This is a genomic window from Treponema denticola (assembly GCF_024400535.1).
GTDB lineage: Bacteria > Spirochaetota > Spirochaetia > Treponematales > Treponemataceae > Treponema_B > Treponema_B denticola_C.
The window spans coordinates 2,132,097-2,145,559 of record NZ_CP038800.1 but is presented as its reverse complement, the minus strand read 5'-3'; the positions used below and the strand labels follow the sequence as shown (position 1 = coordinate 2,145,559).

General features: G+C 38.3%; 13 protein-coding genes and 1 pseudogene. 2 read left to right on the top strand and 12 right to left on the bottom strand.

Annotated features, from left to right (window positions below; translation table 11 throughout):
- Positions 1-2: 2 nt before the first annotated feature.
- Positions 3-158, bottom strand: coding sequence for a hypothetical protein (locus E4N78_RS10125; RefSeq protein WP_255810427.1), 156 nt, complete (start codon positions 156-158; stop codon positions 3-5).
- Between the two features lie 135 nt (positions 159-293).
- Here E4N78_RS10125 and E4N78_RS10120 point away from each other — a divergent pair, with 135 nt between their 5' ends.
- On the top strand, positions 294-686 hold the full coding sequence (locus tag E4N78_RS10120; protein ID WP_255810426.1) for a DUF3784 domain-containing protein: 393 nt from the start codon (positions 294-296) through the stop codon (positions 684-686).
- 131 nt (positions 687-817) lie between these two features.
- Here E4N78_RS10120 and E4N78_RS10115 read toward each other — a convergent pair whose 3' ends face one another.
- The 8 genes and pseudogenes from E4N78_RS10115 to E4N78_RS10085 all read right to left on the bottom strand — a co-directional run bounded on the left by E4N78_RS10115 (position 818) and on the right by E4N78_RS10085 (position 7,053).
- Entirely contained in the window at positions 818-1,582 is a 765-nt protein-coding gene (locus E4N78_RS10115) for a class I SAM-dependent methyltransferase (protein WP_044977544.1), read from the bottom strand.
- Positions 1,583-1,777: 195 nt separating this feature from the next.
- Positions 1,778-2,029, bottom strand: coding sequence for a DUF3847 domain-containing protein (locus E4N78_RS10110; protein ID WP_002680014.1), 252 nt, complete (start codon positions 2,027-2,029; stop codon positions 1,778-1,780).
- A 110-nt stretch (positions 2,030-2,139) separates the two neighbouring features.
- Positions 2,140-3,075, bottom strand: coding sequence for an acyl-CoA thioester hydrolase/BAAT C-terminal domain-containing protein (locus E4N78_RS10105; protein WP_002680020.1), 936 nt, complete (start codon positions 3,073-3,075; stop codon positions 2,140-2,142).
- A gap of 103 nt (positions 3,076-3,178) precedes the next feature.
- Positions 3,179-3,316 carry a hypothetical protein gene (locus E4N78_RS13865; RefSeq protein WP_369426247.1) on the bottom strand — a complete coding sequence of 46 codons (138 nt, stop codon included), beginning with the start codon at positions 3,314-3,316 and terminating at the stop codon, positions 3,179-3,181.
- A 144-nt stretch (positions 3,317-3,460) separates the two neighbouring features.
- Positions 3,461-4,150 (bottom strand): flavodoxin family protein, encoded by a 690-nt coding sequence (locus E4N78_RS10100; RefSeq protein WP_255810425.1) that lies wholly within the window; start codon positions 4,148-4,150, stop codon positions 3,461-3,463.
- A gap of 133 nt (positions 4,151-4,283) precedes the next feature.
- Positions 4,284-4,535: pseudogene (locus tag E4N78_RS10095) on the bottom strand (recombinase family protein); the annotation flags it as partial.
- Positions 4,536-4,594: 59 nt separating this feature from the next.
- On the bottom strand, positions 4,595-4,867 hold the full coding sequence (locus tag E4N78_RS10090; protein WP_442267887.1) for a PcfB family protein: 273 nt from the start codon (positions 4,865-4,867) through the stop codon (positions 4,595-4,597).
- A 128-nt stretch (positions 4,868-4,995) separates the two neighbouring features.
- Entirely contained in the window at positions 4,996-7,053 is a 2,058-nt protein-coding gene (locus E4N78_RS10085) for a hypothetical protein (protein WP_255810424.1), read from the bottom strand.
- A gap of 199 nt (positions 7,054-7,252) precedes the next feature.
- Between E4N78_RS10085 and E4N78_RS10080 the strand changes: the two genes are divergently transcribed.
- A complete protein-coding gene (locus E4N78_RS10080) occupies positions 7,253-8,875 on the top strand; it encodes a ClC family H(+)/Cl(-) exchange transporter (RefSeq protein WP_370644920.1) in 1,623 nt (540 codons plus the stop codon).
- A 5-nt stretch (positions 8,876-8,880) separates the two neighbouring features.
- On the opposite strand, the gene mnmE is transcribed toward E4N78_RS10080, so the two are convergent.
- Genes mnmE through E4N78_RS10065 form a run of 3 tightly spaced genes read right to left on the bottom strand, consistent with a single transcriptional unit; the run spans position 8,881 to position 13,335 of the window.
- The gene (gene mnmE / locus E4N78_RS10075; RefSeq protein WP_255810422.1) at positions 8,881-10,299 is read right to left on the bottom strand and encodes a tRNA uridine-5-carboxymethylaminomethyl(34) synthesis GTPase MnmE; all 1,419 of its coding nucleotides are present in this window, start codon (positions 10,297-10,299) and stop codon (positions 8,881-8,883) included.
- Positions 10,286-11,326: a phosphatase PAP2 family protein gene (locus E4N78_RS10070; protein ID WP_255810421.1), complete on the bottom strand. Its 1,041-nt coding sequence runs from the start codon at positions 11,324-11,326 to the stop codon at positions 10,286-10,288. Before E4N78_RS10070 ends, mnmE begins: the two co-directional genes overlap by 14 nt.
- Positions 11,326-13,335 carry a putative glycoside hydrolase gene (locus E4N78_RS10065; protein WP_255810420.1) on the bottom strand — a complete coding sequence of 670 codons (2,010 nt, stop codon included), beginning with the start codon at positions 13,333-13,335 and terminating at the stop codon, positions 11,326-11,328. The genes E4N78_RS10070 and E4N78_RS10065 overlap by 1 nt, the downstream gene beginning before the upstream one ends.
- Positions 13,336-13,463: the final 128 nt, after the last annotated feature.

The window sequence follows — 13,463 nt, the reverse complement described above, 5'->3', positions numbered from 1 at the left end:
CATTACTCCTTTTTAAGGGGAAAATTGTATGTAGAAAGAGAGTCTTTTGCCGGATTTGTGTCCGTCATTCCAAAAAAACGCACAAGAACACTATTTCTGTCTTGTGTGTATAGTGTGATAAGATTTTTGAATCTGCTATCGGCAAATCTTTCCTTCATTACAGCACAGTATAGCATTTTTTTCCGTATATTTCAATCTTTTGAGGATTCTTTAATACCGGCTTATGGTTTACAATAAGAACCTGTCATGCTATAATTTACAAGTCAACACAATGTTAATTTTTGGAGGAAGGAATGATAACTTTTTATATAATTGCAGGATTGCTTGCGGTTTTCGGTATTTTAATTCACAAGTTTAAATTCTATTTTTTGATTGCAGGTTATAATATGATGAGTAAGGAGGAAAAAGAAGAATATAATGCCTCTTCCATAGGCAAACATGTAGGGCTTAGCCTGTATCTTCTTTCAGGCCTTTCCTTGACAGTAGGCCTTCTTTTCCGGTTTTTTCAAATGTCCAAGCAAACCGAAAAACTTGTAATAGCAGTCTATGTAATTTTTACAATGATTGCAGTTTCAATTCTCTTGATAAAAGAAAATAAAAAAAAACTAAACGAAATTATTCCCTTTATCGTGTTTATAAATATTGTTATTCTGATTATTTTAGCTCTAGTTATTTTTATGGGGTAAACGCTATTTGAGCGCTATAAAAAACTTGTAGGATTTTTTGAGATGTTCTTTAAATGTAAAGAAGAATTCGCAGAAATGGTAATGATGGGGATTCTTTTTCTCAATCTTCTTGGCCTGCGTCTTCCTTAATATTATAGTTTAATGCAGAGTGTAGCTATATAGTCATTTCCATAACGTGATAATCTATGTCTTTTATCACATGATTCATAAAAATCTATCATAGCGAGACCATTTTTAAGTTGTCCTCTAATCTGAGTTTCTAAGGTATGGCTAAATTCATATCCATATTCTGGATTTATGGTTATTTTGCCTTCCTCTTCAAGCTCTTTTGAATTAAAAGGTATTGAAAACTTTAAAAGTAATTCCTCATCGGGTTTGTCCCATACAATGTCAGCATCATACATGTATATCCAAGGATTCATAAATCCGACCATTAACAGTCCACCCTTTTTCAATACTCGAGAGGCTTCTTTATACATGTTTTCTAAATCTTCTATATATACATTTGAAACCGGATTAAAAATAATATCGAAAGTTTCATTTTCAAATGGAAATGGTTTTGTCATATCGCCTTGAACTGTATTGATTTTTAAGCCTTCTCTTTTAGCAACCATATCATCTCTTTGTAATTGTGATTTAGAAAAATCCATTATGGTTACATCATAACCTTTTATAGCAAAAACCGGACCCTGCTGTCCACCACCACAAGCTAAACCTAATATCTTTTTTCCGTTGGCTTTTTCAAACCATTCTTTCGGAACTTTTTTTCCAACAGTTAATGCAACAGAAATTGAATTATTTCTAACTTCTTCTAATTCTTCATGTGTCAATGGTTCAGTATAGTCATTTTTTACATTATTCCATCTATCTTCATTTAATTTTATATAATTGTTCATCTTATAATCTCCTCGTAATTTTATACTATTTCGATTTAAGTTGGATGTGTTGCCATTACATTTTTCTCACCTCTACAAATTCTAATTTGTTTTACTCGATGTTTGTAATATTATACCATTTTTTTAGCCAATTTGTACAGGTCTAATTCTTGCTTCTTTCCTGTGATAGTTCTCTGTTTTCTTGTTGCAATTTCTCTACTCTCTATGATTTTTAAGATTGATTTCATCTTTATTTCTTTGACTTGTTATTAGCTGATAAAATTCATCTTTGGTTAGATTTTTACTTTCAGTAAATATACTTTCAAAGACTGCCCCTTTTTCATATATCCTTTTATCTCTCTTTTTTCGTTCTTCCTGTTTCTGCTGACTGATGAGCTTTTTCCTTTTGTTTTGTAACTGCTTGATTTCTTCATCTGCCATTAAGATTTTTTCTTCAATGTTTTTCATTTTCTCGTTTCCTCCCTTTCTAATTTTGAGTAAAGAAAAACAGTAAACCTTTTTTGATTTACTGTTCCTGTGGTAATTTTTATTAAGTTGTTAGTTCTACAAACTGGGATTTATCGAGCCGAATTTATCCACTGCTTTAGTTCCTCCGATAAGCGCTCATCAACTTCAATCCTCGTCTGCTTACACTCTTTAGGATACTGCTTTGCCTCCTTAAAAGCCATGCTGATAAACAGCCCGGAACCCACAGGAAGAATGCCTGTTAACATGGTCTGCGGAAAAATAAAATGCGTTCCATGTTCATAGGTCATGAGAACTACACTGTTATCCGCGTCCCTTTCTTTCAGCCTGTTTTCCATTCTACGAATGTATTTACAGGTATCCCAAAGTACATCATCCTCCGCACCAATCAGCAGAATGCGACCCTTTATATTCTCCACCTTTATTTTCTCGGCTTCCTGCACGGGATGCCTTTTCTCCGATTCATCGAACAAATCGCGACTGGCAACCATCGCGCCACGCCGTTTGGTTTCCTCAGATATTTTCTGCCAGTATTCCGGATGGCGATACGCATAGGGCAGATAAGGAAGCGGCTTACCGTGATATGAAACAGATGACTCTCCGTCTCCCGGACGTTCGTGAGCCCCGTCTTTCCCATCCTGATAAAAACCTTCCATCACAAAATCAGAAGGAGAAATGGCTATCGTAAGCGTTATTTCCGAAAAGTATGACGCTGCGACAAGCGCAAGCATACCAGTTGTCGAGGCACCCATAATACCGATTTCTTCATTGCCCATCGTCTTCAGAAATGCAAGTGCCTTCTCAAAACGTTCGAGTGGATAGTTATGGTGACCGTAATCTTTTGGGGCCGGTGACATTGTGAGGACGTTCAGACCTTTCTTTTGAAGCCATTTGACGCCACCCTTTGCCATCATGTCTTTTGTATCATCACCAAGCATGGCAATCATGCAATATTTACTGCCGTTCGGATTCGGCCAGTATACGCCGTTATATCCATCTTTCTCTATTGTTTTGATTTCTTTCTTCATGGGAAAGTTTCTCCTCTTCAACTTCAAATTTGTTTATCTATATTGACTAATATTATAGCATTTTTTTCGATATTTTTCTACTGTCATATTTCTCTACTCACTACTATTTACCCTTTGAATGTATAACTTTGAACATTTTATCTTGAAATGTTTCCTTACTCTTTTTATCAAAATATATCTCTGTTACAAAGGTCTTTCCTCTAATCTTTTTTATTAAAATGCCATCAGGTTTTCGGGACATGGCTCTATCTCTTTTGTAAGTTCATTTTCTGTTTTCCTCTCTTTTTATTTTTAAACAAAGAAAAAACAGTAAACCTTTTTCCGATTTACTGTTTCTGTGGTAGTTTTTATTAAATTGTCAGTTCAACAAACAACCGGGATTTGATTATTTCCATGGACGATTTTTAGCAAGCCATCCTTTCTCTTGCCAATATGTCTTATCTCTCTCATTCCATCCCTTTTTTTGAATAATTCTTATGATATTGAATAAAATCCTTGTTTTTATTGAAGGTCTTACCATTGTATAGTTGCTTTTTATTTTATTCGAGAGAGTTGTTGTTTGGCGGTCAACCTTTGATTTTATCTTCTCGTCAACTCTCTTCCAATCCGTCTCCCAAACTGCAATACCTAATTTATAAGTTTTAGCACATCCCCAAAAGAATGTGCTATCTGCCATATCTTTATTAGCTTTTTTCATTCCTGCCCCAGCAGCTGTTGAAAAACAGACAGCTTGTTTTGAAAACATACTTTCACTTGGTCGGTGAACCATCCATCTATAACCATAATGGTCAAGAAACGCTTTCATTGAACCTGTAACATGATATACATATACAGGGCTTGCAAGAATAATTATATCCGACTCATCTATGGCATTTGTAATTGGCTGTAATTGTTCGAAATGCGGACACATACTTTCTCCTTTAGTAAAGCAATTCCCACACCCAATACAGAAATGATTAAAATCTTTTGGTAGAAAAAATTCCGATACTTCTCCACCCAATTTATCTGCAAGCATTCTTGAACTATTATATGTTGAACCTTTATGACTTTGACCATGTATAATAACTATTTTCATAAAATCACCACCGTAAATTCAAATTTATTTGTCTATATCGGCTAATATTATAGCGTTTTTAAGCGATTTTTTCTACTGCCAGATTTCCCACTTACTCGATACTATTCTCCCTTAGAATGTATTACCTTAAACTCATGATGACAATTCCGATTTTGCCTTGTTCTACATCGTTTATCATCTGTGTATAGGCTGAGCGGTCAAAGAACCTACCGCTTTCGTCATCGTCGGTATAGTGGCGAATGTTTATCAGCTTTTGCTCTCGTGCATACCTTTCTAAAAATGCTTTTTGATTTACAATACTATTACTCTCGCCACCGTCTCTATCTTCATCACCAACTGAAAGGCGGTAGTATAGTGCTGTGATTTTATTATGATATTCTATCATGGCATTATCCTCCTTTTTTGTGTCTATATATCACTCCTGTTTCCGATGTGAAGAATCACTCATAGCTCCACCCCACGATCTTTCACTTTAACTTTCTCACGAGTCTTGTGATTTTTTTCCGCAGCTTCCTTGAAAGCAGATAGCGCCTTTTTCACGGATGGCTTTTTCTCCTTGCGGAGATTCTTCGCCATATACTCCTTAAAGGCCGCTTCCATCACATCTGCATCACGGCCCTTGAAGAAAACTAAATACCTTGGTGGATTCTCTGAAATGTCCTTCTTCAAAGCAAAATCAATTCCATACTTCTTGGCTGTTCCTTCAAAGTCTTTGATATTGTCAAGGAGCAGTGATTTTCACTACTCCGAAAGTGCATCAATTCGACAAATAAGAGGAAGATGGAATTACCAATGGTGCTCCATCTCCCCTTTGTGTGTCTCCGGTTTTATTTTAGATTGAACGGCTAGATACCCGTTTTTTTAATAAGATAAAAATAGCAAAAAACACCGGCGGCTGCAAGCAGCAGGATTAAAACGGCAATAAAAATATTTCTGCCATTTTTCTTTTCGGCGAACGGGTCAAGGTGTGCGAGCCGTGCATTTTTCGGCAATGATGCCAATTTTGTAAGCGAGCTTCCAAGCGGAATGTTGATTTTTGCATGTGCATTAATCGCCCAGCCGTTTGCTTCAAGAATCGGACCGATACTTCGCTTGCGCAATTTCATGGCGGCGAGTATCATCGACGGCCCCGATATAATCAGTATAAGCCCGATGAGTCCGATAGGTACCCACAAGCCTAATCCGAATAGTGCTTGAAGTAAGCTTCCGATGAGAGTTGAAATTCCGCCTATTGCTGTTCCGATTAAAGCAATCGTCCCGAGATCAAGCTTTTTGTTCGGCAAACTCGCCGCCGCTTCTTTCGGCATATTGACCGTTTTGTCTGCGGCCGTTGCAACGAGGGCATCCGATTTTTCGTTTGCTGCATTTGCCTTTTTTGCAATTTGCTCTTCAATCATACGGGCTAAATTTTTATAGGGGGAGAAAAACGCTTCACGCACACTGACCGGATTGGCAATAACTTTAGTAATAGTTGCGTTCCAATCGTTTCCATCTCTGTCATAAAACAAACCGTTTCGTTCAACAACAATATTGTCAGAAGCGCCATTGGTTAAAAGTGCCAAAAGTTTCCGCTTGGCTGTTCCTCGTGTTATATCACAGTAAAGTAAATACGCTCCCGATAAAATATCCAAGGTTGCATGGCGGTCATCTCCGTTTAATTCAAAGCATAAGGTCGTTGCCCTTGTATCAAAGAATAAAACACCTGCCTGAAAGGCTGTTTCACCTCCGGTATAAAAGTTGGAAAAGCTGACATAATTTTTCAAAAGTGTAAAAAAGTCTTTTCGAAGAAGCAATAATTTTTTAAGCGATTGGATATGCTGTTTTTCCTTTTCAAAGGTCAACCGTTCATTTATTTCAGTGATAATTTCATCTTTTTGATTTAGCTTTGTTTCCAAAAACTGCGGGTTGATTTTTGCAGCCTTAATTTCAGATTGCTTTGAATATACCGCAGTAAAGCCGGAAATTTTTTGTGAAATATTTTTCCAATCGTTTTCTGTTAGTACCAAAAGATCTCCGCACAAAGGTGAAAGAGCATCTGCGTAGAATTTTTTTATTTCATTTGCCCAAGCCGGGTTTATTTTACTTTGTGTGTCCAAAAGCATTTCGGTATTCGGCAATGCAATGGGGAGTTCGCGTAATTTTTCGCTGGAAGTGTTCAATTCAACAGTGGTGAAGGTTTTAAAAATTTCACTGTAGTCGGTGAGCGGGGTATTTTCTCCATTGACATAGATCAAAAGTTTACAGCGCACAAAAAAGTCATCTATCTTGTTTTTAACGGCTTCAAAAGAGGCAACGGCTTTTACCATCGATGAAGTTTCTAAACCGGCACTGACGGCTTTTAAATCTTCTGTGTTTTGGAGACATTGGTTCCTGTCATTAGTAAGCATGTCAAAGATGAGTTCCCCCGTGCTGTTTATATTTTCTTTTACATACAGTGAAAGCACTTTTTTCAGGCGGAGATCATCGCTGTCATCATCAGATATTTCTCCGAGTTCATTTGATTTTATAACTTCATTTTCGTTTACAATATCCGCAAGTGAAATTATACTGCCTGTTTTTCCCTGCCTTTTTAAAGCCCATTCCGCTGTCTTGACAATTTCGGTGTTCTTTATATCGCTGAGTGAAAGTGTATCGCCGTCTTTTATGATGATGCCGACATCCTGTAAACTTTCTGACAAAAAATCGACGGCGTCTAAAACTTCCGGAGGGCGGATAAATCCGTCGGCATCCGTATCCAGTATGGCAGCCGTTTCGGGATTAAAGAAAATGCCTTTTGTCGGCATCGCTAATGTAGTCCAAAGCTTTTGGTCTAACTGCCTCAGGTTAAGAATATCATCGGCTGTTTCAAACACTAACTGAGTGACTCCGCCGAATCTTGCAAATTTCCAAATATGTTTTTTCAAGTTTACCTCCAAACGATAAAGTAATACGCTATCGTTTTTTTATCAAGAGGGTCTTTATGGTTTATAAAAATCGATTTTGTAATATTTTTTTAAGAGCACCAGAGCTGTCAACAAGCGTAATAAGATACTGCCAACCGGCACGGTAAGGATTTACATTTTTCATTAATCTTGCTTTCCATGAATTTGGAATGCATTTTAATTGACAGGCAAAAGACTTATTTATATAATATCAAAGATGAAATACACGGGTTTAAACACAAAGAAAATTCTTGAAAATTGGTACGGCAATCATCTTATTATTGCCGGAGAAAGTTTTATAGTGGGAATCCTCACTGGGCTTGCCATTACGGCATTTAGAAAATCCATCGATTTTCTTTCAAACTTGCGAATTGATTTTTATGATAAGGCAATAAGCGGACAGTTCGGTACGGTCTTCGGCTTTGGCGTTTTAATTTTGACGGTAATTATTTTAGGCTTATTTATGGGCTTTATCATCAAAAAATATCCAATGATAAAGGGGAGCGGGGTTTCACAGATCAAGGGTAAATTTATGAAAAAGCTCGATATGACCCCATGGCCGGAATTACCCTTAAAATTTTTAGGCGGTGTTTTAAACATAAGTGCAGGCCTTTCAGTCGGACGGGAAGGCCCCTCCGTTCAAATCGGAGCATACATAGGAAGTGCCTTTGAAAAAATCGGCAAGACTTCCCATATTGAAAGAGTCTGCCTTGTAACGAGCGGCGCTGCAGCAGGGCTTGCCGCAACTTTCGGAGCACCCTTTGCAGGAATCGTCTTTGCTATAGAAGACCTGCACCAATATCTAAGCCCCCTCCTTTTAACCTGCGTAATGCTCGGAGCCTTTGCAGGCGACCTTGCAGTCTCCTTATTTTTTAAGCAGGGAGCTATTTTTGATTTTCACGGTCTTCAACTTTTCCCTATAAAATATTTCGGCTGGCTCATTTTGATGGGGGCCGCGGCAGCTCTGATCGGACATCTTTTTAAAAAATCGATTTATACATCTCAAAAGATGTACAGAAAATTAAAGATTTCTCCCCAATTTTCGCCATTGATTCCGTATCTTATTTCGGTACCTGTCTGTATTTTTGTGCCCCTTGCGGCAAGCGGAGGAGATCATCTGATTGAAGCCATTGCAGAACACAGCTTTCCGCTTTCCATGCTCGTTCTGATTCTTGCGGCAAAGATAATTTTTACAGGCCTTTCGGCAGGCTCCGGAGCCATAGGCGGCATATTTGTTCCTCTTCTTTCATGTGGAGCTTTGACGGGAATTATATTTTCGAACATCTTGGTTTATTTTAATTTAATTGAAGCTCAATATGCCGTAAACCTGATGGTCTTTGCGATGGCCGCCTTTTTTACTACCGTAATAAAGGCTCCGGTTACAGCCATAGTTCTTCTTGCAGAAACAAGCGGAGACCTTTTCCATTTGGGAGGCTTGGTGCTGACCACAGCAGCTGCATATATTACGGCAAACATAATAAAGTCGCCGCCTAATGACGAGGTTCTTTTAAAACAGATTTTAGACAGTGAAGATTTTGCAAATAAAAAAGAAAAAGCGGAAGAACACGGCAAGCAGGTTTTTGAAGTCTGCGTTTCTCCCGAATCTTTTTTGGACGGAAAGAAAATTATGGACATTCAATGGCCTGATGACTGTTTAATCGTAAGCATTGCGAGGGGCGAAGAAGAAATTATTCCTGACGGCAGCACCTCTATTTCGGCAGGCGACAGGCTGGTGGTTTTAACACACGGACACCATGTAGAATCCCATTTGGAGCAAATCGCAGAGATGGCTCAAGTCGAGTGAGTTTATTACTTTCCGACACAAAAGCCTGAAAAGACCTTGTCAAGGATATCGTCGGAGCGGACTTCTCCGGTAATTTCGCCTAAAAAGCTTAAGGCTTCTTCAAGGTCTTCTACGATGAGGTCGAGGGGAAAGCCTTCAAGAGAATTTTGATAGGCTGTTTTAAGCACATCCAAGGCCTTTTGAACGGCATCCCTCTGCCTTTCACTTCCGAGGGAAGCTGTTTTTGAAAAGCCGGAGCTGCCTGTATCTTTTGCAAGAACAGAATAGGCCTTTTCGGACAAAGCCTTAATTCCGTTAGAAGCCTTTGATGAAATTATTATGGGCTCTTTAATTTTTTCGGCTTTTAAGATTTCTTTTATTTTTCCTTTTAACTCGGTATCGAGTAAGTCCTCTTTTGTGATAACCGTAATTACAGGAGCCTTTGCATTTTTTATAAACTCGGAATCATCCTTGTTTAAACTGCCTGCGGACAAGATATCTTTAGGGTCGCAAAGGTAGAGGATGAGGTCGGCATTCCGGCTCATCTCCAAGCTCCGCTCGACACCGATAGCTTCTATCGAATCCTGAGTATAGCGTATACCCGCCGTATCGTAAAGGCTTACGGGGATGCCGTTAAAGTTTAGGGAAGCTTCAAGCCAGTCCCTTGTAGTCCCGTGAATATCCGAAACTATTGCCCTGTCTTCTTTTAGGAGGGCGTTAAAGAGAGAGGACTTTCCTGCATTGGTCTTACCTGCAAGAACAACCTTAGCTCCTTGAATAAAGATTTTTTCAGCTGCCCATGAATCGGCTAATTTTTTTAAAGGTTCGATAATCCGTAAAATCAAATCGGGGGAAAAGGCCCCTTGGCTTGTTTCCTCATCTTCGGGATATTCTATTTCAACATCGGCCGCAGCGATGACAGCCGTGAGTCCGTGCTTTATTTCCTCTATTCCCGAAAAAAGATTTCCCGACAGGCGGCCTGCTGCAAGTTCTATATTTATATCGGTTTTTGAATTGATGATTTCGTTTACAGCTTCAGCCCGCGTTAGGTCGGCCTTTCCGTTCGCAAAGGCACGGAATGTAAACTCCCCGCCCTCGGCCGCTCTAAAACCGTTTTCGATTAAAAGGCGGTAAATTTTTAAAACTACGGCAGTTCCGCCATGGCAGATAAACTCGACGGAATCCTCTCCCGTAAAACTTTTAGGTTCCCGATAAACGCAGACCGTAACCTCATCAACTTCTTTTTTTGATTCGGGGTCTAAAACCCAGCCGTGCAGGATAGTGTTGCCTTGAGCTTCTTTTAGTTTTTCGGGCTTTGAAAAAATTGCAGAAGCAAGGTCTATCGCCCCCTTCCCCGAAGTGCGGACAATGCCCAAAGCTGCAGGGCTTAGGGCAGTAGCTATTGCAGCTATAGGATCGTCCAGAGCATATTTACCAATCTGCATTATCTTCTCCCGAAATTTTTAAGCGGCAAAATATTATCGGAGCAAGCCCTGAGGCAATAAGACCTACTGCAAAAAATTCCAAAAATCGGTAGAGCCTGTATTGTGCATAGCTTGAATCTATTTTTAAAAGATAAAAAATCATAATCGGAATACAGGAAAGAGCAGACCCGATTATAAAACGTAAAAGTTTTTGAATCCAAGTTCCCGAAGAAGCATCAAAGCTATATTTGGAATTTTCAAGGATACGGATATTTCCAAAAGCCAGTCCAAGTATAAGGCCGGCTTCATTTACCTTTTCTCTCGAAATTAAAATGAGAATAAACGAAAAAAGAGCCGCAAGGGTAAACCTTATAGATGCAGTTTTTTTGAATTTAATATTTTGGGCATCGCTCTCATCTGCTCTATTTAATGTAGAAAGCTTTGCTTCGATTGCGGGAAGAAAAAACATCATACTTAAAAAGATAAATGCACCAAGCCCCCAGCCTAATAAGACATCGGTCGGATAATGCACTCCGAGATAAACCCGTGAAAAACCTACCAATAGAGGAAGAACAATTGCAGCCGCTATTTTTATCTTAACCGAAGCTGAGCCGCTTTTTTGAGGCTTTGCCGATTGGGCATCTTTTGAGAGGTTTTCTCCAAAGGGTTTATAAAACAAAACTGCCGGATAGATAAAAGCGCTTATCGAAGAATGGCCCGAAGGTGTTGAAAAACCGCCTATGCTTTTAAGCATAATTTCAGGAGCATGAGCAAAGGGACGGGGAATTTTAAAAATCCGCTTAATTCCTCCGTTGAGTCCCGATGTAAAGGCAGCGGCATAGGCAAGATGAAGCCCCTTTTTATAATCTATACACCAAAGATATAGGCCTATAATAAAAACGACAAATCCGTAAGTGGAAGCCTCCGTAAAAATTTTCATTACTTCGTTAAGAAAAGGACTCGAAAAATTTTGTACGGCCCTGATTACTTCTATTCCCCATTGGTGTATAAAATGAAGTTCTTTTGAAGCTGCTGTAAGTTCCGTCATTATAAGCTCTCCCCGTCAGGTCTCAGATCTAAGTAGCGTCCCGAATTATTCCAATAGATATAGCCCTCATCTATAGAATCCTTAATTCCTAAAATCTGGCGTTTTACATAATTTTCATCATAGTATTTTTTGTCATAAGAAACCGGAATAAAAAAGGCTTGAGCCCAAGGGCGTACAATTACCTTATTGCGGGCAATCGATTTGTTTCTATATGAACCTTGATGATAAATCCTATAAGGTCTTTCTTCGGCAGGCTGATAAGCCAAAAAACTTTGAGAAAAATGACTGGGATAAAACATAGGGCAGATAACATCCACATATTCTGCAAGAAGTTCTACATCCTGTCCCGTGCGGGCTCCTGTGCGGTGCCAGCCGTTTGCTCCGTAAATATCTATAGAAATAGGAGCTTTAATTCTTTCGCGCGAATAGGCCAAAAAAGACATCAGGGCACTGACCGCATCCATGCCTTTTTCTCGTGCAGGATATTGAGCGTCTGATAGGTTTAAGCCGTCAGTAGGAAAACGGATATAGTCGAATTGAATTTCGTCAAAGCCAAGTTTACACAGTTCGTCGGCTATATCCACATTGTATTTCCAAACATCTTCGTTATATGGGTCTACCCAATGCTCCTGTATAATCTCTTTTTCTCCATCATAGGTATTATAGCCTTGCCAAGGCTTTCCTGTTTGTTTGTCCTTAACTGCATATTGTCCGTTATTATATCTATATAAATTTTTATCTTTAAAAGCAACGATTCGGGCTATAAGATAAATCTTTTCCGCCTTTGCTCTTTTTATAAATTTTTCAATATCCAGTGTATACTTTATGCCGTTATATTTTTTTATGTCTTCGTTTTTACTTTCATAGCGGACAAAGCCGTATTCATCCTTCATATCGATAACAAGGGCATTGAGCTTATTATCCTTGATTGTTTTAAGATGGTCTTCAAATTTTTTTTCATCCATTGCTTGATGTGCCGGTATATATATACCTTTTTTTCCATCGGCTTTTTTTAAATAAGCCGTATGGTAATGTTCTTTTTTTTGTAAAAGCCAGAGCTCCGATAAAATCAAATTGCCTTGGAGAGGACTGATTTTCTGCGGAACAAAGGCACATAGAAAGGCTGAATTTTTAATAAAGTTTTTTATCTTGTTATAATTTTGAAATAATTTTTTATTACCGAAGGTTTCCGTTTTGGGCATTAGTAAATTCATTTCAAAAAAACCGGTATTGCTTACAGCAAAGACCGTATTATCAATTATATTTAAGCTGTCGATGCAGACAAGTTCTTGTTTTTGTTGTTCTTTTTCATTTATGGGTATAAATAATTTTCTTTTCCAATCCAATCTATAAATTATTCCTGAAAAAGTTTGAGTACAATAAATTTGTAAATCGGAAGCATTTTGACTAAATGCTATATCTGAAACTTCTTCAACTCCTCCGGATCCTTTTTTTAGCCCATCGCTTATGTCGTTCCAAACTTTGGAATTTATATCCGGCTGATTCCATGCCAGGCCGGATAAAGAATGAGAAACAAAAACTGTTAATATTTTTTCACCCTTAGAATTCGGCATATCTAAAACGCAAACGGCTTTTATGCCGTTTACATAATGATTGGAACCGAGGTCTGTCCATGTTTTACCCGAATCTCTGGTTAAGAAAACATTTGACGAGCTTGCTGTAACGAAGATATTTGGATTAAAAGGATGGACTTCCAAGTCTTTAAGCTGAGGGATTTTTTCGATAAATTCTTTGTTACCGTCTTGGCCTATTGTTTTTATAATTTTTCTGGGAAGATTATCGTTGAGGTAGTAAAACTGTTTTAAATCTTTACTTGCTGCAAGGCCCTTATCCGTTAAAAAAAGCCATTGATTTCCGGCCTTAGATATTTTAAACACTTGTGCGTCCGACCAAATTTTTCTAGGTTTTAGATATTCTATCTCAAATAGCCCGTTTTCATTTCCGGCTAGAAAAATATTTTCGGCATAAAGCGGGATAAATAAAAGCATCAGTAAAATATAAAAAAAAACTTTAAAAGGTTTTTGCAGGCATAAAATTGTTTCATGGGCTTAATAATGCCATAAATTGAGGATATATGCAAGCCGTTACAGGTTTAATGCACGGAAATCAATTTTAC

Bases quoted from the DNA above. Each gene is read 5' to 3' on its own strand.
- E4N78_RS10125 (WP_255810427.1), bottom strand. From the start codon at position 158: ATGAAGGAAAGATTTGCCGATAGCAGATTCAAAAATCTTATCACACTA.
- E4N78_RS10120 (WP_255810426.1), top strand. From the start codon at position 294: ATGATAACTTTTTATATAATTGCAGGATTGCTTGCGGTTTTCGGTATT.
- E4N78_RS10115 (WP_044977544.1), bottom strand. From the start codon at position 1,582: ATGAACAATTATATAAAATTAAATGAAGATAGATGGAATAATGTAAAA.
- E4N78_RS10110 (WP_002680014.1), bottom strand. From the start codon at position 2,029: ATGAAAAACATTGAAGAAAAAATCTTAATGGCAGATGAAGAAATCAAG.
- E4N78_RS10105 (WP_002680020.1), bottom strand. From the start codon at position 3,075: ATGAAGAAAGAAATCAAAACAATAGAGAAAGATGGATATAACGGCGTA.
- E4N78_RS13865 (WP_369426247.1), bottom strand. From the start codon at position 3,316: ATGTCCCGAAAACCTGATGGCATTTTAATAAAAAAGATTAGAGGAAAG.
- E4N78_RS10100 (WP_255810425.1), bottom strand. From the start codon at position 4,150: ATGAAAATAGTTATTATACATGGTCAAAGTCATAAAGGTTCAACATAT.
- mnmE (WP_255810422.1), bottom strand. From the start codon at position 10,299: ATGCAGATTGGTAAATATGCTCTGGACGATCCTATAGCTGCAATAGCT.
- E4N78_RS10070 (WP_255810421.1), bottom strand. From the start codon at position 11,326: ATGACGGAACTTACAGCAGCTTCAAAAGAACTTCATTTTATACACCAA.
- E4N78_RS10065 (WP_255810420.1), bottom strand. From the start codon at position 13,335: ATGCTTTTATTTATCCCGCTTTATGCCGAAAATATTTTTCTAGCCGGA.